The following is an 18,427-nucleotide window of genomic DNA, read 5'->3' on the forward strand; positions in this document are numbered from 1 at the left end:
ACAACACCATGGTGCAGAACGTCAAACAGGTCGGTGAACACCGCTTCCGCGAGAGCTTTGGCCGCTATTACGAGGACTTCACGGTGGGCGACATCTACGAGCACCGACCGGGCCGCACCATCACCGAGACCGAAAACACCTGGTTCACGCTGCTAACCATGAACACCCATCCGCTGCACTTCGACGCGGAATACGCCAAGGCCAGCGAATTTGGCCGTTGCCTGATCGCCAGCCCGTTCACCGTGGCGCTGATGGTGGGCATGAGCGTAACCGACACCAGCCAGAAGGCCATTGCCAACCTGGGCTGGACCGACATCAAGCTGACCTTCCCGCTGTTCGCGGGCGACACGCTGTACGCCGAGTCCGAGGTGCTGGACAAGCGCGAATCCAACTCGCGCCCTGGCGCGGGCATCGTGTCGGTCAAAACCACCGGCCTGAACCAGGACGGCAAGGTGGTGGGCACCTTCACCCGCAGCATGCTGATTGCCAAGCGCGGCCACAGCATCGAAGACAAGATCAACTACTGAGGCAACCCCATGCGCACCGAAACCAACGACCAGCAGGAATTCGTCGACGCCATCGAGGTATGGGTCGAAAAAGAACTGCGCCCCGTGGCCCGCAAATTCGACCTGGCCGACGAATACCCGCAAGACATCGTGGACCAGATGAAAGAGCTGGGCCTGTTTGGCGCCACCATTGGCGAGGAATACGGCGGCCTGGGCCTGTCGGCCTGGACCTACGCACAAATCGTCATCAAGGTGGCCTCGGTGTGGATGGCACCCTCGGGCATCTTCAACTCGCACCTGATCGTGGCCTCGGCCATCGAACGCAGCGGCACGCAGGCGCAGAAAGACCACTACCTGCCCATCATGGCCACCGGTGCATTCCGGGGCAGCCTGGGACTGACCGAGCCGAATGCCGGCTCCGACCTGCAGGCCATCCGCACCACCGCCCGGCTGGACGGCGACCACTACGTCGTCAACGGCAACAAAACCTGGATCACCAACAGCCTGCACGGCAACTTCACGTTGCTGCTGGTCAAGACCGACCCGCACGCCGAGCCGCGCCACAAGGGCATGAGCATGCTCATCGCCGAGAAAGGCCCGGGCTACAACGTGGTTGGCAAGCTCAAGAAAATGGGCTACCGCGCCATCGACACCTGCGAACTGAACTTCGACAACTACCACGTGCCCGCCGACCGGCTACTGGGCGGCGTGGAGGGCAAGGGCTTTGCCCACACCGCGGGCGGGCTGGAGCTGGGCCGCATCAACGTGGCGGCGCGCGGCGCGGGCATTGGCGAAGGCGCTCTCAAGCACTGCCTGCGCTATGTGCAGGAGCGCAGCGCCTTCGGCAAGCCCATCGGCCAGCACCAGGCGATCCAGCTCAAGCTGGCCGACATGGTGACCCAGGTGGAAGGCGCCAAGCATTTGATCGAAGCCGCAGCCCGCAAGTTCGACAAGGGCGAGCGCTGCGACCTGGAGGCCGCCATGGCCAAGCTGGCGGGTTCCGAGGCGGGCGTGTTCTGCGCCCAGGAAGGCATGCGCATCTTTGGTGGCTACAGCTACTCGGTGGAATATGAGATCGAGCGCTACTACCGCGACTGCATGCTGATGGTGATTGGCGAGGGCAGCAACGAAATCCTGCGCCAGGTCATCGCCAAGCAGCTCATCGACCGTTACCGCATCTGAGGACCCCGCCATGACCCGACCCCTAGAAGGCATCACGGTCCTTGACCTGACGCACATGCTGTCCGGCCCCTACGGCACGATGACACTCACCGACCTGGGCGCGCGCACCATCAAGGTCGAGCCACCAGGGCGCGGCGAAGGCACGCGCGAGCTGCTGGCCCAGCACCCCGACTACGCCCGCGACGGCATGGGCGCGTACTTCATGACTCTCAACCGCAGCAAGGAAAGCGTCTGCATCGACCTCAAATCCGAGGCTGGCCGCGCCGTGTTCTACGACTTGGTGCGCAAGGCCGATGTGGTGTTCGACAACTTTGGCGCGGGCGTGCCGCAGCGCCTGCAGATCGACCACGCCACGCTGGCGGCCATCAACCCGCGCATCATCACCTGCTCGGTCACCGGCTTTGGCGAAACCGGACCCGACACCCAGCGCCCCGCCTTCGACCAGGTGGTGCAGGCCATGGGAGGCGGCATGAGCATCACCGGCATGGGCGAGCACGCCCCGGTGCGCGCTGGCATCCCTGTCGGCGACCTGGGCGGCGGCATCTTCGGCGCCATGGGCGTGCTGGCCGCACTGCAAGGCCGCACCAAGAGCGGCGTGGGCCAGCATGTGGATGTATCGATGCTGGACGTGCAGATTTCGCTGCTCACCTACATGGCCACCATGCACCTGATGTCGGGCCACGTGCCCGAGCGCATCGGCAACTCGCACTTTGTGCATGTGCCGTACAACACCTTCCAGACGCAGGACGGCCACATCGTCATCGCCTGCATCGGCGATGCGTTCTACGAGCGCTTTCTGGCAGTGGTGGACCACCCCACCCTGCGTGAACCCGCCTACCTGAAGCAACCCGCCCGCTATGCCGACCGGCTGCTGATCGAAAACATCGTCAACACCGCGCTGCTACAGCACCCATGCGCCTACTGGCTGGACAAGCTGCGCGCCGCCCGCGTGCCCTGCGGCCCAGTGAACGACTTTGCCCAGGCCCTGAACGACCCGCAGATCCTGGCCCGCGACATGGTGGTGGAGGTGCCCCTGCCCGGCGGCGACAGCGTGCGCATGCCCGGCATCCCGATGAAGTTCTCCGACTCGGGCACGCCAAGCTTCCAGCCGCCGCCCACCCTGGGCCGCGATACCCAGGCGGTATTGGCCGGGCTGCTGGGCTACGACGCAGAGCGCATCGCCAGCCTGCACGCTTTGGCCGCCGTGGCGTAAAAAAGAGGATTTTTATGCCCTGGGTCGGTGGGGCATTTGGATCAGCGGTTATGGTATGGACCTTCTCTACACCACAACCAGGATTGCCATGCTGCCCCGCTGCCGACGCGCTACATTTTTAGGAGCTTCTCATGCTCCATAGCACGCCTCTCATCACCACCATCGCCACCGCACTCGGGCTGGCGCTGGTGTTTGGATTCCTCGCCGTGCGGTTCAAGCTGCCCGCACTGGTGGGCTACCTGCTGGCCGGGGTGTTGATTGGCCCGTTCACCCCTGGCTTTGTGGCCGACAGCCTGATCGCGGCCGAGCTGGCCGAGATCGGCGTGATGCTGCTGATGTTTGGCGTGGGCATGCATTTTTCGATGGACGACCTGATGTCGGTGCGCAAGATCGCGCTACCCGGTGCGGTACTGCAGATCGCCGTGGCCACGGCCATGGGCGCGGGCGTGGCCCATTTCTGGGGCTGGCCACTGGGCGAAGGGCTGGTATTCGGCCTGGCCCTGTCGGTGGCCAGCACCGTGGTGCTGCTGCGGGCGCTGGAGGCGCGCGGTGCGCTGGATTCCCTGAACGGCAAGATCGCCGTAGGCTGGCTGGTGGTGGAAGATCTGGCCATGGTGCTGGTGCTGGTGCTGCTGCCCCCCTTGGCGGGCTGGCTGGGCGGCAAGGTGCCGGGCGAGGAACACGGCGGTGGCGGCAGCTTGTGGCTGACACTGGGCACCACGCTGCTCAAGGTATCGGCCTTTGTAGCCCTGATGCTGGTGGTGGGCCGCCGCGTGTTTCCCAAGCTGCTGTGGCTGGTGGCACGCACCGGTTCGCGCGAGCTGTTCACGCTGTGCGTGATCGCTGCCGCCGTCAGCATTGCCTATGGGGCGGGCATGCTGTTTGGCGTGTCGTTTGCGCTGGGCGCGTTCTTTGCGGGCATGGTGATGCGCGAATCCGAGTTCAGCCACCGCGCTGCCGAAGACTCATTGCCGCTGCGCGAAGCTTTTGCCGTGCTGTTCTTTGTGTCGGTGGGCATGCTGTTTGACCCCATGGTCATCGTCAAGCAGCCGCTGCAGGTGCTGGCCGTTCTGGCCATCATCATCGTCGGCAAATCCATCGCCGCCGCTGCGCTGGTGCTGGTGTTTCGCTACCCGCTGAACACCGCGCTGAACGTGTCGGCCAGCCTGGGACAGATCGGCGAGTTCTCGTTCATTCTGGCCGGGCTGGGTGCCAGCCTGGGCCTGCTGCGGCCAGAAGGGCAAAGTCTGATTTTGGCGGGCGCGCTGCTGTCGATTGCGCTTAACCCGCTGGTGTTCAAGGCGGCCGACTGGCTGGAACAGTGGCTGCAAGCCCACCCCGCCCTGGCGCACAAGTTCGCGCGCAGCACCGACCCGCTGTCCGAGCTGCCCACGGCCACCGACGAAAAATACCTGTCCCGGCAGGTGGTGCTGGTGGGCTATGGCCGCGTCGGCAAACGCCTGGCCGCCGAGATGGAGGCCAAGGGCATTCCCTTCGTGGTGGTCGAGCAAAACCGCGAACGCGTGGAGCAATTGCGCGCCAACGGCACGACCGCCGTGTCGGGCGATGCGGCCGATCCCGGGGTGCTCATCCAGGCCCATATCGCCCGCGCCAGCATGCTGCTGATCGCCGCACCCGATGCCTTCAACGTACGCCAGATGGTGGCCAACGCCCGCATGCTGAACCCGCACATCGAAACCGTGGTGCGTACCCACAACGAAGAAGAGGCCGCCCTGCTGGCCCAGGAAAACATCGGCCGCGTGTTCCTGGGCGAAGACGAGCTGGCCCACAACATGGGGCGGCATGTGCTGGAGCGGTTTGGGAAGGTGGCTTGAGGCCGATGTGCCAGGCTGACTTGCAAGGAATATCAGCCTCCTGTGCTTGCTGAATAAGCACAAGAAGCTCTATATTTGATAGCATATGCGGTCTTTACCCACCGCTTTTCTCACGGAAAACACATGCTGAAATCCATCGCCACCGCAGTCCTGGCCGGGGTGCTGTGGGTCGCCCACACCGGCGCGTCGGCACAGACCGATCTGGCCACCGCCCAAACCCTGATGCGCAAGTCGGGGCTGTGGGAGCAACTGGACAGTTTCCGGCTCCAGGTGCGGGCCGGTATCACCGACGTCCAGGCGCAAAGCCCATCTCCGCCAACGGCAGGCGAGGTGGAGCGGCTGCTCCGGGTAGCCGATAGCGCTTTTGCCGCCGCGCATCTGCGCACCCTGGTGCAAGGCGTGATTGCCCAGGACATCCAGGCGGAGCACATTCCCGCGGTGCTGGCGTGGTACCAAAGCCCGCTGGGCACGGCGGTGGCCCAGTTGGAAGCGCAGGCCAGCGCCGATGTGCGCGACCCCCGTGAGTCGTTCCAGAAAGGCAGCGCCTTGTTTGCCAGCCTGCCTGCGGCGCGCCAGGCCCAATTGCTAGAGTGCGTGCGGGTGACCCGCGCTGCCGAGACCTCCACCAACACCATGCTCAACACCCTGGTGGCCATCCAGGTCGGCATAGCCTCCACACGGCCCCACGGCCCCGCCATCTCGGCCCGCGACATCCGCAACGCCCTGGAGGCGCAGCGCCCACAGCTACTCCAGATGACGGGCCAAATGGCGCTGGCCAGTTTTACGCAAATCTATGCCAGCCTGACCGATGCCGAGCTGGCCGCCTACATCACGTACCTGGGTTCCGCGGCAGGCACGCACTACATTGACCTTGAAATGCAAGCCATCGATGCCGCCATGGTAGAGAGCTTCACCGAACTGGGCCGCCGCACACCAGGCACCAGCGACAAATCGCAAACCTGACCGCTCTGTATGCCAATGGCGTTCGCCATGAACCCTGAAGAATAGGTTGAAGCCTAGGCTGTATAAGCACAGGCAGCTACCGATTCAATAGCAAATCCAAACCCCTGCCATAACAATCTGTTGCAGCCGCAGGCACGGTAAAACCGGGCCGTTGGACCCAATTGCCTGCAAAATAAGCAACCACCCACCACGGAGACAAAAACATGAAATACCAAGGAAGTTGCCACTGCGGCCAGGTTGCCTTTGAGGTGGAGGGGGAGCTCCCCCCGGCGGTGATGGCCTGCAACTGCTCCATGTGCCAGCGCAAGGGGACCTTGATGTGGTTCGTGCCCCGGCCTGCCGTGGTGTTGCAGACGCCCGTGGACAAGATGGCCACCTACCTGTTCAACAAGCACATCATCCAGCACCACTTTTGCCCGACCTGCGGCATCCACCCGTTTGGCGAAGCCATGTCGCCCGACGGGCAGGCCATGGCGGCTGTGAATGTGCGCTGCCTGGAGGGGGTGGACATTGCCGCCCTGGCGGTGCAGAACTTCGACGGTCGCGCGAAGTAAACAGCCGCAAGCTGCGGCCATCGAATCATGCATGGAATAGGCCTCTAGTGCTTGTTCCATAAGCACGAAAAGCTATTTTTTATATAGCAAAACTACTGCCCGCGCCTCGATGCTCTGGCCCAGGCCGACCGGGCCCATCTTCTCTGCCGTCTTGGCCTTGATGTTGATTTGGTCCAGTTCCAGGCCCAACCCGCTGGCGATGCGCGCGCGCATGGCCGGGATGTGCGGCATCATTTTGGGTGCCTGGGCGATGATGGTGCTGTCGATGTTGCCGATCTGGTAGCCCTGGGCGGCCACCCGGCGCAGGGCCTCCACCAGCAAGACCATCGAATCCGCGCCCTTGAACTGCGGGTCGGTATCCGAGAAATGCGTGCCGATGTCGCCCAGCGCCGCTGCGCCCAGCAGGGCGTCGGTGATGGCGTGCAAGAGCGCGTCGGCATCTGAGTGGCCCAGCAAGCCCATGGTGTGGGGAATCTCCACCCCGCCCAAAATCAGCTTGCGCCCCGCCACCAGGGCGTGCACGTCCCAACCTTCTCCAATACGAAACGGCATTCATTAACTCCTGGATTGCAAAATGGCTTCGGCCAGCGCGAAGTCTTCGGGGTAGGTGACTTTGAAATTCTGGGCGCTGCCCGGCACCAGTTGGGGCTGCAAACCCAGGGCCTCGATGGCGCTGGACTCGTCGGTCACCTCGGCTCCCGCCGACTCCAGCGCCCGAGACAGCATGCCGATGCGGAACATCTGCGGGGTTTGCGCCAGCCATTTGTCGGCGCGCGGCACGGTGGCAGCCACGCGGCCTTGGGCCTCGGCCTTCAGCGTGTCGGGCAGCTTGTGGGCCAGCAGACCGCCGACGGGGTCTTGCTGGCAGGCATCGATCAGCGCGTTGATCTGCGCCGGGGTGATCAGGCAGCGGGCGGCATCGTGCACCAGCACCCAGTCGTCTGCTTTGGCACCTTGCTCGAACAGGTCGTGCAAGCCGTTGGCCACCGACGCAGCCCGGCTGCTGCCCCCGCAGTCGGACACCACGCACGCAGCGCTGTGGCGCTCAAAAAAATCGTCGCCCACGGCGACCACCACCAGCACATCGGCAATCCGCGGCACGCTGGCAAAGGCGGCCAGGGTGTGCATCACCATGGGCTGGCCCGCCACCATCTGGTACTGCTTGGGCAGATCCGGGCTACCCACGGCGATGGCGCGGCTGCCCACACCAGCACAGGGAATCAGGGCGAAAAAGCGGGGTATCGGGGGCTTGGGTTCGATAGACATTGCCTGCATTCTAAAATCAGGCCTATCCACACCCCCCGCCCTCGTGCCGGAGGGTGTTTTTGCATTCCTGACCCACCCCATTGCAGCCCATGGACCTCCCCAAACTCACCCCCGGCAAACGCTTCACCCTGCCCCGCCCCCAAGGCTCGGCCGATGCGGTGCTGCTGGCGCAACTGGCGTTGCGGGACAAGGCCCGGGGTTCGCTGACGGCCATCGTCACCTCCGACGCAGCCGATGCCCAGCGGCTGATGGACGAGATCGCCTTTTTCGCGCCCAGCCTGCGCTGCGCCCTGTTTCCCGACTGGGAAACCCTGCCCTACGACACGTTTTCGCCGCACCAGGACCTGATCAGCGAGCGCCTGGCCACGCTGTGGCGCATCAGCCAACGCGACAAGACCACCGGGGCCGACGTAGTCATCGTGCCCGCCACCACCGCGCTGTACCGCCTGGCACCGCCCAGCTTCATGGCGGGCTACACCTTCCAGTTCAAGACCAAGCAAAAACTCAACGAGGCCAAGCTCAAGGCCCAGTTGACGCTGGCGGGCTACAGCCATGTGACCCAGGTGGTCAGCCCCGGCGAGTACGCGGTGCGCGGCGGCCTGATCGACCTGTTCCCCATGGGCAGCGCCGTGCCCTACCGGGTGGATTTGTTCGATGACGAGATCGACAGCATCCGCACCTTCGACCCCGACACCCAGCGCAGCCTGTACCCGGTGCCCGAAGTGCGCCTGCTGCCCGGCCGCGAATTCCCCATGGACGACGAGGCCCGCGCCAAGTTCCGCAGCCGCTGGCGCGAGCTGCTGGACGGCGACCCGACCAAGAGCCGCATCTACAAGGACATGGGCAATGGCGTGGCCACCGCCGGTATCGAGTACTACCTACCGCTGTTTTTTGAAGACACGGCCACCGTGTTCGACTACATCGGTGCGGATGCCACCGTGGTGCTGCACGGCGATCTGGAGCCTTCGCTACAGCGCTTCTGGCAAGACACCAAGGAGCGCTACCGCCTGGTGCAGGGTGCGGTGGACCGCCCCGCCCTGCCGCCTGAGGCATTGTTCTTAGGGACCGAGCAGTTCTACGCACTGACCAACCAGCATGCGCAACTCGCCCTGCGGAATGTGGATGTCACCAGCGACACCGGTTTCGAGCCCCTGCCCGTGCTGTCGGTAGCGCGCGGAGCCGAAGACCCGCTGACCCAGCTGAAGATGCACATCCAGCGCACCCCGCACCGGGTGCTGCTGCTGGCCGAAAGCGATGGCCGCCGCGAAAGCCTGCTGGACCTGCTGCGCGCCAGCCAGGTCAGCCCGCCCGCGTTCGACTCGCTGGAAGACTTCCAGACCAGCACCGAGAAAGTCGGCATTGCCACCGCTGCGCTGAACAGCGGCTTCAGCTGGATGGCCGAGGGCATCGACTTCGTCACCGAAACCGAGCTGTTCGCCGCCGGGCCCACCACCCGCCGCCGCAAGAAGCAGGAACAGGTCAGCGATGTGGAAGCGCTGATCAAGGATTTGAGCGAACTCACGCTGGGCGACCCCGTCGTCCACTCGGCCCACGGCATTGGCCGCTACAAAGGCCTGGTGCATTTGGACCTGGGCCAGGGTAAAAATGCCGACGGCACGCCACTGCTGCAGGAATTTCTGTTTTTGGAATACGCCGACAAGGCCACGCTGTACGTGCCGGTGAGCCAGCTCCAGCACATCAGCCGCTACACCGGCGTGAGCGCCGACGAAGCACCCTTGCACCGCCTGGGCTCGGGCCAGTGGGAAAAAGCCAAGCGCCGCGCCGCCGAGCAGGTGCGCGACTCGGCGGCAGAGCTGCTCAACATCTACGCCCGCCGCGCGGCCCGCGAAGGCCATGCCTTCCGCTACTCGCCCAACGACTACGAGGTGTTTGCCAACGATTTCGGCTTTGACGAAACCCCCGACCAGGCCGCCGCCATCCACGCCGTAATCCAGGACATGATCAGCCCGCGCCCCATGGACCGGCTGGTCTGCGGCGACGTGGGCTTTGGCAAGACCGAGGTGGCATTGCGCGCCGCCTTCATCGCCATCACCGGTGGCAAGCAGGTGGCCCTGCTGGCGCCCACCACCTTGCTGGCCGAGCAGCATTACCAGACGCTGGTGGACCGCTTTGCCAAATGGCCGGTCAAGGTGGCCGAGGTGTCGCGCTTCCGTTCCGGCAAGGAAATCACCGCCGCTCTGAAAGGCATAGCAGAAGGTGGCGTGGATATTGTGGTGGGCACGCACAAGCTGCTCAGCGAATCGACCAAGTTCGCGAATCTGGGCCTGCTGATCATCGACGAAGAGCACCGCTTTGGCGTGCGCCACAAGGAGCAGATGAAGTCGCTGCGCGCCGAGGTCGATGTGCTCACGCTCACCGCCACGCCCATCCCCCGCACCTTGGGGATGGCCCTGGAAGGCCTGCGGGATCTTTCCGTGATTGCCACCGCGCCGCAGCGCCGCCTGGCCATCAAGACCTTTGTGCGCACCGAAGGCAATGGCGTGATCCGCGAGGCCGTGCTGCGCGAGTTGAAGCGCGGCGGCCAGGTGTACTTTTTGCACAACGAGGTCGAAACCATCGAGAACCGCCGCCAAAAGCTGGAAGAGCTGCTGCCCGAGGCCCGCATCGCCGTGGCCCACGGCCAGATGCCCGAGCGCCAGCTGGAGGCCGTGATGCGCGACTTTGTGGCCCAGCGTTTCAATGTGCTGCTGTGCTCCACCATTATTGAAACCGGCATCGACGTGCCCAGCGCCAACACCATCGTGATGAGCCGCGCCGACAAGTTCGGCCTGGCCCAGTTGCACCAGCTGCGGGGCCGCGTGGGCCGCAGCCACCACCAGGCCTACGCCTATTTGATGGTGCCCGACCTGGAAGGCCTGACCAAGCAGGCCAGCCAGCGCCTGGACGCGATCCAGAAAATGGAAGAGCTGGGCTCCGGCTTTTACCTGGCCATGCACGACCTGGAAATCCGCGGCGCGGGCGAGGTGCTGGGCGAAAACCAGAGTGGCAACATGCTGGAAGTGGGCTTCCAGCTCTACAACGAGATGCTGAACGAGGCGGTGCGCTGCCTGAAGGCGGGCATCGAGCCCGACCTGATGAGCCCGATGAACGTCACCACCGAGATCAACCTACACGCCCCAGCCCTGCTGCCCGACGACTACTGCGGCGATGTGCACCTGCGCCTCAGTTTCTACAAGAAGCTGGCCACCGCCAAGACCACCGACCAGATCGACGCGCTGCTGGAAGAAATCGTCGACCGCTTCGGCAAGCTGCCCACCCAGGCGCAAACCCTCATCGACGGCCACCGCCTGCGTGTGCTGTCGCGGCCTTACGGCGTGGTCAAGGTGGATGCGGCACCGGGGGTGATCAACATCACCTTCAAAGCCAACCCGCCCATTGAGCCGATGCGCATCATCGAGTTGATCCAGAAAAATCGCCACATTAAGCTCGCGGGCAACGAGAAGCTGCGCATCGAGCGCGAACTGCCCGAGCCCAAAGACCGCGCGCAAATGGTGCGCGACGTGCTGCGCAGCCTGGGGCAACCCATCGCGGAGCCGGTACCCGCGTAGCCTGTCGCCCGGTGTAGTGCACCGCTATTGCCCACAAAACGGCGCACAACTTGGTGTACCGCACCAAAAACAAGCACCAAACCGGGACGCATGCCGCAATGAGGCTGTTTTACGGCGATTTCTGGTTGGCACGAGTTTCGCTTTGGTGCATGTATCTACAGAACATTTAGGACATGCACCATGGCGGGATTCCGCAGTTTTCTCCAGAGCGGGCACGCCCCCACGCTCTTCGCTTCATTTTTGTATTTTTCGTTTTCCTGCTGCATCTGGGTGCTGAACGGGGCCATGGCTCCGTTCATCTCCGAAACCTTCAACCTTAGTCCGGCCCAAAAGGGCTTGATGCTGTCCATTCCCATCATGGCCGGGGCGTTGATGCGCTTTCCGCTGGGCCTGCTGTCGCAGTACATCGGCCGCAAAAAGGCCACGCTGGTCGAGATGGGCCTGATCATGGTCGCCATGCTGTTTGGCTTTTTCTTTGTCAAGACCTTCAACGACCTGCTGGCCATGGGCGTGCTGCTGGGCATTGCCGGGGCCAGCTTTGGCGTGGCCTTGTCGCTGGGTGCGGGCTCCTTCCCGCCCAAGCACAAGGGCCTGGCCATGGGCCTGGTGGGCGCGGGTAACGTCGGCACCGCAGTCTGCGTGCTGGTGGCCCCGCCCCTGGCCCAGGCCTACGGCTGGGTGGCGGTGTACGGCTTTGCAGCCGTCGCCATCGCCATCCCGATGGTGGTGATGGTGGTCTTCGCCCAGGAGCCGCCCGATCTGGACCCGCACGCCAGCTTCAAGGAGCACATTGCCTGCCTGTTTGAAAAGGACGGCTGGGCTTTCAGCCTGATCTACGCCGTGACCTTTGGCGGCTTCATCGGCCTGATCACCTTTTTGCCCACCTACTACTACGACCAGTTTGGCGTGAGCAAGGTGCAGGCCGGGCAACTGACCATGCTGGCGGCCTTCATGGGCGCAGCGCTGCGGGTGTTTGGCGGATGGATCTCCGACCGCTGGGGCGGTGTCAACACGCTGAACGTGGTGCTCATCACCGTGGCGGCCACGCTGGTGGCCTGTGGTCTGGCGGGTGGCTCGCTGGTGCTGACCACGCTGCTGATGATTCTGTGCTTTGCCGCCCTGGGCGCAGGCAATGGCGCACTGTTCCAACTGGTGCCCCTGCGCTGGCCCCTGGCCACCGCCGTGGCCGGCTCGATGATCGGCGAAATCGGCGCCCTCGGCGGCGGCCTGGTGCCCAACGCCATGGGTCTGTCCAAGCAGTACGCGGGCAGCTACATGTGGGGCTTCATCCTGTTCGCCGGTCTGGCGATAGTGATGTTGTTCATGTTGCGCATCATGCAAGTCCGCTGGACCCGGACATGGGCTGAGAAGGGTGGAAGGGCGCGCAGCGCCTGAGAGCTGCGCAGCAGATCCAGTGCGTAGCACTGACCACCGTTCCAGCGAAGCTAGAAGGGAGGAAGGGCGCGAACTGCTTAAAAGCCGTCCCGGCACGACACCGAACATCTAGCGGTTATTACAGCCTGACACATTACGATCCGCTAGGTGTTTGATAATCAGGGAATGAATATGTTGTTCTCCCGCGCTCTGGCTTTGTCTTCTCTGTGGGCCAGCGCAGACCTTTTGTCTTCTTTTTGACATGGTGAGAGCCTCTTCCACACCGTTGCCAGACCACCAGAAGCCCTCTGAAGCCGTGCCGTTCCAGCCCATACGCCGGCGCACCACGGTCTTGCGCATGCCGCAGGACGATGTGCCCGCGTACCTGAAGCCGTCCAGCCGCATCACCGAGGCCCTCCCTCCCGAAGCAGTAGCGCCCCCACCGGCTGAGCCCCTGCCCTTGCTGTCGGTGGACGCTTTGCGGGCCCGCATGGGCCCCGGCGCGCGCAGTGAAGTGATGCCACCGCACACCATGAGCTACACGCCGTTTGGCACCAGGGCCTTTGTCAGCGCGGGCACCGGCGGGCCCACCGTGCTGTTTGAAGCCGGCCTGGGCCATGGCAAAAGTGCCTGGGGCCGTATCTTCAACGAAATCAGCGCCATCAACCACGCGGTGGCCTACGACCGGGCGGGCTATGGCCAGAGCGAGCGCTCCCGGCTGCCGCGCGATGGCTTGCAGATTTTGCGCGAGCTGCGCGCCTTGCTGCAGACCGAAGAAATCAAACCGCCTTACGTACTGGTGGGCCATTCCCTGGGCGGCACCATCGTCAAGCTGTTTGCCAAAACCTACCCCGAGGAGGTCGCCGGGGTGGTGCTGGTGGACGCGCGCCATGCCGAGTTCTCCAAACGCTGCAAACAGCTTGGCGTGCACCGCATGTGGTACGACCCTCCCGCGCTGTTGTTTGCCATGGCACCCAGCACCACGCGGGCTGAGATGGCGTCTGCGGCACTTACCGCGCGCCAGGTCCGCCGGGCCGGCGAGTTTCCCCCCGTGCCGCTCATCGTGCTTAGCCAGGACCGCAGCGCCAGCCGCTGGCCCGAGCGCCTGGGCAAGGTCTGGGATGCCAGCCAACGCAACATGGCCAAAATGTCGCGCCTGGGCCGCATGAAGATCGTGGGCGACAGCGGGCACAACATCCACCAGGACCAACCCGACACGGTGACCACCGCCATCCTCAGCGTGATTGCCGCCGCCCGTTATGCGCAGGCCAAGAGCAAAAGCTGATTACTACGATTTTTATAGCTGCTCACGCTTATTCCATAAGCGCTAAGGGCCAATTTTTCTTGTAATCCAGGCAGCCTGACTATGCTGGGACAATAGCGGCGTGACCATTCCCCATACCTTCATCCAGGAACTCATCGCCCGCGCCGACGTGGTCGAGATCGTGGGCCGCTACGTGCAGCTCAAAAAGGGCGGTGCCAACTTCATGGGCCTGTGCCCGTTCCATTCGGAGAAGTCGCCCTCCTTCTCGGTCAGCCCGACCAAGCAGTTCTACCACTGCTTTGGCTGCGGCAAGAGCGGCGACGCGCTGCGCTTTTTGATGGACCACGCGGGCATGACCTTCATCGAAGCCGTGCAAGACCTGGCCCAGCAGTTCGGCATGCAAGTGCCCGAAGACGATGCCTCGCCCCAGGACCGTGCCCGCGCTGCCGAGCAAAAGCAAAAGCAGGCCACCCTGACCGACGTGCTGGAGCAGGCCTGCACCGCCTATAAGAAACACCTGCGCGACTCGCCCCGCGCCATCGACTATTTCAAGGGTCGCGGCCTGTCGGGCGAAATCGCCAAGCAGTTCGACCTGGGCTATGCGCCCGAAGGTTGGCGCAGTCTGGCCGGGGTGTTCCCGCGCTACGACGACCCGCTGCTGGCCGAGAGCGGCCTGGTCATCACCAGCGAAGAAGACCCCGAAAAACGCTACGACCGCTTCCGCGACCGGGTGATGTTCCCGATCCGCAACGTCAAAGGCGAGTGCATAGGCTTTGGGGGGCGGGTGCTGGGCGACGACAAGCCCAAATACCTCAACTCTCCCGAAACCCCGGTCTTCAGCAAGGGCCGCGAGCTCTACGGCCTGTTCGAGGCCCGCAACGCCCTGCGCGATGCCGGTTACGCCCTGGTCACCGAGGGCTACATGGACGTGGTCGCCCTGGCCCAGCTGGGATTTCCCAACGCCGTGGCCACGCTGGGCACGGCCTGCACCGCCGACCACCTGCAAAAACTGTTCCGCTTCACCGATGCGGTGGTGTTCAGCTTTGACGGCGATGCCGCAGGCCGCCGCGCCGCCCGCAAGGCGCTGGACGGTGCGCTGCCGCTGGCCACCGATGTGCGCAGCTGTAAGTTCTTATTTTTGCCCGCCGAACACGACCCCGACAGCTTCATCCGCGCTTATGGCCGCGAGGCGTTTGCGCGCTATGTGTCCGAGGCCACGCCGCTGAGCCGCTTTTTGATCGAATCCATCCGCGAAGGCTGCGAGCTGCACACCGCCGAAGGCCGCTCGCTGCTGGCCAGCAACGCCAAACCGCTGTGGAGCCAGTTGCCCGAAGGCGCACTCAAACGCCAGTTGCTGGGCGAGATTGCCGACTTGGTGCAACTCAGCAGCAGCGAACTCACCGACGTGTGGAGCGGCAAGGCCATCGGTGCCCGCCCCGAGGGCAAAGGCAGCAAAAAATATAGCACCCCGTACACACCCGGCAAGCGCTATGAGCCCAAAGCACCCCCCATCGGCTCAGACAGCGCGGGCCGCCGCAAACCCGCCAGCCGTGCCGACCACGCGGCCCGCCTGCTGCTGTCCAATGCCACCGCCTGGGACAGCCTGACCCACGAAGACCACGCCCTGCTGTGCGCCCTGCCCCAGCCGCACGCAGCCTTGTTTGTCTGGCTGGAGGCGCAACAGCACGATCACGGCCCGCAAGCCTGGGAGCTGCTGCGCCCCGGCGTGCGCGGCCAGCCGTTCGAAGATCTGGCACTGAAGCTGATGTCCGGCCCCGTGCCCAGCAACGCCCCCGACGCGGCCGAGGGCGTCGAGACCGTGATCGACCGCGAGGCCTTGCAGGAACTGCGCGGCCTGCTCAACCTGATGCTGATCGACCAACTCAAGCAGCAGGAAACCCAGGCCTTGGAAGATGCCAAGTCGGACCCATCTGCGTTGGAGCGTTACCGCGCCCTGAACCGCCGCCGACTGGAACTAACCGCTATCAAAATAGGTTAGAAACTTCAAAATACGCCTTGAATTTTGGCGCGCAGGCTATAATCTAAGGCTAACTGCTCGGCAAGAGCGACAGCAACACCTCCGGATACGGCCACTCGCCGCCACTGCGCGCACCGGCCACCCCACCGCAAGGACTGCCTGCACGGATTTTTAAAAAAATTCTTGCAAATGATCGCCCTCCCATCTTGCCAACGAGAACCCTTCTCTATCCCTACGCGTCCGCGCCGGTAGCCTGTGGCTCCCGGGTTTATTTCGTTTTTTTGTTGTCCTGAGGTTTTTTGCCCATGCCTGCTCCAAAGCCCGAGAAGCCCGTGATATCCGCCGCTGGCCCCGCTGCCAAGATCCCTGCCAAAGCAAGCACCAAAGTGGCTGCCGAGACAGCGGTCAAGCCCGCCTTGAAAGTCAAACCCGTGCCCGCATCGAAGTCCCCCGCCGCTCCCGAAGTTACCTCCGCTGCCGATGATGCCGCGAAGAAAAAGCCTGGCCGTCCGCCCAAGGTGGTGACCATGCCTGCGGCCAAGCCCGCCGCCAAAGCCGCCGCCGCAGCAGCACCCGCCAAGGTCAAGCCCGCCGGTGCCAAGCGCGGCCCCAAGCCCAAGGGTTCGATCTCCACCGAGATCAACCTCGACGACCTGATCGAGATCGAGGAAGACCCGGTCGAGGAAGCACCGGTCCAGCTCAGCCCCACCGGCGAGAAGATCAAGCCGCTGCGCATGAAGATCAGCAAGGCCAAAGAGCGCGCGCTGATGAAGGAATTCGGCCTGGACGAAACCGTCCTGAGCGAAGAAGACCTGGCCAAGCGCCGCCAGCGCCTCAAGGCCCTGATCAAGCTGGGCAAGACCCGCGGCTACCTGACGCACGGCGAAATCTCCGACCACCTGCCCGACAAGCTGGTCGATGCGGAAACGCTGGAAGTCGTGGTCAACATGCTCAACGACATGGGTGTGGCGGTGTACGAGCAAACGCCCGATGCCGAAACCTTGCTGCTGAACAACACGGCCCCCACCGCCGCCACCGAAGAAGAAGCCGAAGAAGAAGCCGAAGCGGCCCTCTCCACGGTGGACAGCGAGTTCGGCCGCACCACCGACCCGGTGCGTATGTACATGCGTGAAATGGGCACGGTCGAGCTGCTGACCCGTGAAGGCGAAATCGAAATCGCCAAGCGCATCGAAGGCGGCCTGATGCGCATGATGGAAGCCATCAGCGCCAGCCCGGCCACCTTGGCGGAAGTGTTCAACATGGGCGAGGCGATCCGTGACGGCAAGGTGGTCATCTCCACCATCGTCGACGGCTTCTCCAACCCCAACGAAGCCGACGATTACGTGGCCGAAGAAGACTTCGACGAGTTCGATGCTGCCGACGACGACGACGGCAAGGGCGGCTCCAAGGCGCTGACCAAGAAGCTCGAAGAGCTGAAGAAAGAAGCCCTGACCCGCTTTGATACCCTGCGCGACTTGTTCGAGAAGGTGCACAAGATCTATGACAAGGAAGGCTACGGCACGCCGCACTACGTCAAGGCCCAGGCGGCTTTGAGCGAAGAGCTGATGACCATCCGCTTTACCGCCAAGACCATTGAAAAGCTGTGCGATCTGCTGCGCAGCCAAGTGGACGACGTGCGCAAGAAAGAGCGCGAACTGCGCCGCATCATTGTGGACAAGTGCGGCTACCCGCAAGAAAACTTCATTGCCGACTTCAGTGGCCGCGACAAGATGGGCAACAAAGTGCCCTCGCACCTGCTGGACCTGAAATGGATCGAGCGCCAAACCGCCGCAGGCAAGCCCTGGAGCGCCATCATGGGCCGCAACATCCCGCCGGTGCAGGATTTGCAGCAAAAGCTGACCGACCTGCAATCGCGCGTGGTGGTGCCGCTGGACGAGCTCAAGGGCATCAACAAGCGCATGAACGAAGGCGAGGCCTCGTCGCGCAATGCCAAGAAGGAAATGATCGAGGCCAATTTGCGCCTGGTGATCTCCATCGCCAAGAAGTACACCAACCGCGGCCTGCAGTTCCTGGACTTGATCCAGGAAGGCAACATCGGTTTGATGAAGGCCGTGGACAAGTTCGAATACCGCCGCGGCTACAAGTTCTCGACCTACGCCACCTGGTGGATTCGCCAAGCGATTACGCGCTCGATCGCCGACCAGGCGCGCACCATCCGGATTCCGGTGCACATGATCGAGACCATCAACAAGATGAACCGCATCAGCCGCCAGCACTTGCAAGAGTTTGGTTTTGAGCCCGATGCGTCCATCCTGGCCGAGAAGATGGAGATCCCGGAAGACAAGATCCGCAAGATCATGAAGATCGCCAAGGAGCCCATCTCCATGGAAACCCCGATCGGCGATGACGACGACAGCCACCTGGGCGACTTCATCGAAGACGGTGCCAACACCGCCCCCATCGAAGCCGCCATGCAGGCCGGTCTGCGCGACGTGGTCAAGGACATCCTGGACAGCCTGACCCCGCGCGAAGCCAAGGTGCTGCGCATGCGCTTCGGTATCGAGATGAGCACCGACCACACGCTGGAAGAAGTCGGCAAGCAGTTCGACGTGACCCGCGAGCGCATCCGCCAAATAGAAGCCAAGGCGCTGCGCAAGCTCAAGCACCCCAGCCGCTCCGACAAGCTGCGCAGCTTTATCGACACGCTGTAAGCTGCTCCAACTGAAAAAGCCCCTGCCGGAATCGTCCGCCAGGGGCTTTTT

13 protein-coding genes are annotated in these 18,427 nt (G+C 63.7%); 11 read left to right on the forward strand and 2 right to left on the reverse strand.

What is annotated here, in order from left to right; genetic code table 11:
* Positions 1–8 precede the first annotated feature (8 nt).
* The 6 genes from AC097O_RS03510 to AC097O_RS03535 all read left to right on the forward strand — a co-directional run bounded on the left by AC097O_RS03510 (position 9) and on the right by AC097O_RS03535 (position 6,253).
* A complete protein-coding gene (locus tag AC097O_RS03510) occupies positions 9–527 on the forward strand; it encodes a MaoC family dehydratase (RefSeq protein ID WP_479591500.1) in 519 nt (172 codons plus the stop codon).
* 9 nt (positions 528–536) lie between these two features.
* The gene (locus AC097O_RS03515; RefSeq protein ID WP_479591501.1) at positions 537–1,688 is read left to right on the forward strand and encodes an acyl-CoA dehydrogenase family protein; all 1,152 of its coding nucleotides are present in this window, start codon (positions 537–539) and stop codon (positions 1,686–1,688) included.
* A gap of 10 nt (positions 1,689–1,698) precedes the next feature.
* Positions 1,699–2,901, forward strand: a complete 1,203-nt coding sequence (locus AC097O_RS03520; RefSeq protein ID WP_479591502.1) for a CaiB/BaiF CoA transferase family protein — start codon at positions 1,699–1,701, stop codon at positions 2,899–2,901.
* Between the two features lie 131 nt (positions 2,902–3,032).
* Positions 3,033–4,736 (forward strand): cation:proton antiporter domain-containing protein, encoded by a 1,704-nt coding sequence (locus tag AC097O_RS03525; protein WP_479591503.1) that lies wholly within the window; start codon positions 3,033–3,035, stop codon positions 4,734–4,736.
* A 123-nt stretch (positions 4,737–4,859) separates the two neighbouring features.
* On the forward strand, positions 4,860–5,699 hold the full coding sequence (locus AC097O_RS03530; protein WP_479591504.1) for a hypothetical protein: 840 nt from the start codon (positions 4,860–4,862) through the stop codon (positions 5,697–5,699).
* A 203-nt stretch (positions 5,700–5,902) separates the two neighbouring features.
* The gene (locus tag AC097O_RS03535) at positions 5,903–6,253 is read left to right on the forward strand and encodes a GFA family protein (protein ID WP_479591505.1); all 351 of its coding nucleotides are present in this window, start codon (positions 5,903–5,905) and stop codon (positions 6,251–6,253) included.
* Positions 6,254–6,325: 72 nt separating this feature from the next.
* Here the strand turns inward: AC097O_RS03535 and ispF are convergent, their stop codons facing one another.
* Together ispF and ispD are read right to left on the reverse strand one after the other, a co-directional pair.
* A complete protein-coding gene (gene ispF / locus AC097O_RS03540; protein WP_479591506.1) occupies positions 6,326–6,805 on the reverse strand; it encodes a 2-C-methyl-D-erythritol 2,4-cyclodiphosphate synthase in 480 nt (159 codons plus the stop codon).
* 3 nt (positions 6,806–6,808) lie between these two features.
* The gene (ispD, locus tag AC097O_RS03545; protein ID WP_479591507.1) at positions 6,809–7,519 is read right to left on the reverse strand and encodes a 2-C-methyl-D-erythritol 4-phosphate cytidylyltransferase; all 711 of its coding nucleotides are present in this window, start codon (positions 7,517–7,519) and stop codon (positions 6,809–6,811) included.
* 89 nt (positions 7,520–7,608) lie between these two features.
* Here ispD and mfd point away from each other — a divergent pair, with 89 nt between their 5' ends.
* From mfd to rpoD, 5 genes are all read left to right on the forward strand, one after another.
* Positions 7,609–11,088, forward strand: a complete 3,480-nt coding sequence (gene mfd / locus AC097O_RS03550) for a transcription-repair coupling factor (protein WP_479591508.1) — start codon at positions 7,609–7,611, stop codon at positions 11,086–11,088.
* A gap of 180 nt (positions 11,089–11,268) precedes the next feature.
* Positions 11,269–12,483: a nitrate/nitrite transporter gene (locus AC097O_RS03555; protein WP_479591509.1), complete on the forward strand. Its 1,215-nt coding sequence runs from the start codon at positions 11,269–11,271 to the stop codon at positions 12,481–12,483.
* A gap of 241 nt (positions 12,484–12,724) precedes the next feature.
* Positions 12,725–13,747, forward strand: coding sequence for an alpha/beta fold hydrolase (locus AC097O_RS03560; RefSeq protein ID WP_479591510.1), 1,023 nt, complete (start codon positions 12,725–12,727; stop codon positions 13,745–13,747).
* A gap of 100 nt (positions 13,748–13,847) precedes the next feature.
* A complete protein-coding gene (gene dnaG, locus AC097O_RS03565) occupies positions 13,848–15,725 on the forward strand; it encodes a DNA primase (protein WP_479591511.1) in 1,878 nt (625 codons plus the stop codon).
* Between the two features lie 284 nt (positions 15,726–16,009).
* Positions 16,010–18,376: an RNA polymerase sigma factor RpoD gene (gene rpoD, locus AC097O_RS03570; RefSeq protein ID WP_479591512.1), complete on the forward strand. Its 2,367-nt coding sequence runs from the start codon at positions 16,010–16,012 to the stop codon at positions 18,374–18,376.
* Positions 18,377–18,427: the final 51 nt, after the last annotated feature.

The sequence above is a fragment of the Rhodoferax sp. LS1P39 genome, from assembly GCF_056521425.1.

Bases quoted from the DNA above. Each gene is read 5' to 3' on its own strand.
- ispF (WP_479591506.1), bottom strand. From the start codon at position 6,805: ATGCCGTTTCGTATTGGAGAAGGTTGGGACGTGCACGCCCTGGTGGCG.
- AC097O_RS03520 (WP_479591502.1), top strand. From the start codon at position 1,699: ATGACCCGACCCCTAGAAGGCATCACGGTCCTTGACCTGACGCACATG.
- AC097O_RS03560 (WP_479591510.1), top strand. From the start codon at position 12,725: ATGGTGAGAGCCTCTTCCACACCGTTGCCAGACCACCAGAAGCCCTCT.
- AC097O_RS03525 (WP_479591503.1), top strand. From the start codon at position 3,033: ATGCTCCATAGCACGCCTCTCATCACCACCATCGCCACCGCACTCGGG.
- AC097O_RS03515 (WP_479591501.1), top strand. From the start codon at position 537: ATGCGCACCGAAACCAACGACCAGCAGGAATTCGTCGACGCCATCGAG.
- AC097O_RS03510 (WP_479591500.1), top strand. From the start codon at position 9: ATGGTGCAGAACGTCAAACAGGTCGGTGAACACCGCTTCCGCGAGAGC.
- AC097O_RS03535 (WP_479591505.1), top strand. From the start codon at position 5,903: ATGAAATACCAAGGAAGTTGCCACTGCGGCCAGGTTGCCTTTGAGGTG.
- rpoD (WP_479591512.1), top strand. From the start codon at position 16,010: ATGCCTGCTCCAAAGCCCGAGAAGCCCGTGATATCCGCCGCTGGCCCC.
- mfd (WP_479591508.1), top strand. From the start codon at position 7,609: ATGGACCTCCCCAAACTCACCCCCGGCAAACGCTTCACCCTGCCCCGC.
- ispD (WP_479591507.1), bottom strand. From the start codon at position 7,519: ATGTCTATCGAACCCAAGCCCCCGATACCCCGCTTTTTCGCCCTGATT.
- AC097O_RS03530 (WP_479591504.1), top strand. From the start codon at position 4,860: ATGCTGAAATCCATCGCCACCGCAGTCCTGGCCGGGGTGCTGTGGGTC.
- AC097O_RS03555 (WP_479591509.1), top strand. From the start codon at position 11,269: ATGGCGGGATTCCGCAGTTTTCTCCAGAGCGGGCACGCCCCCACGCTC.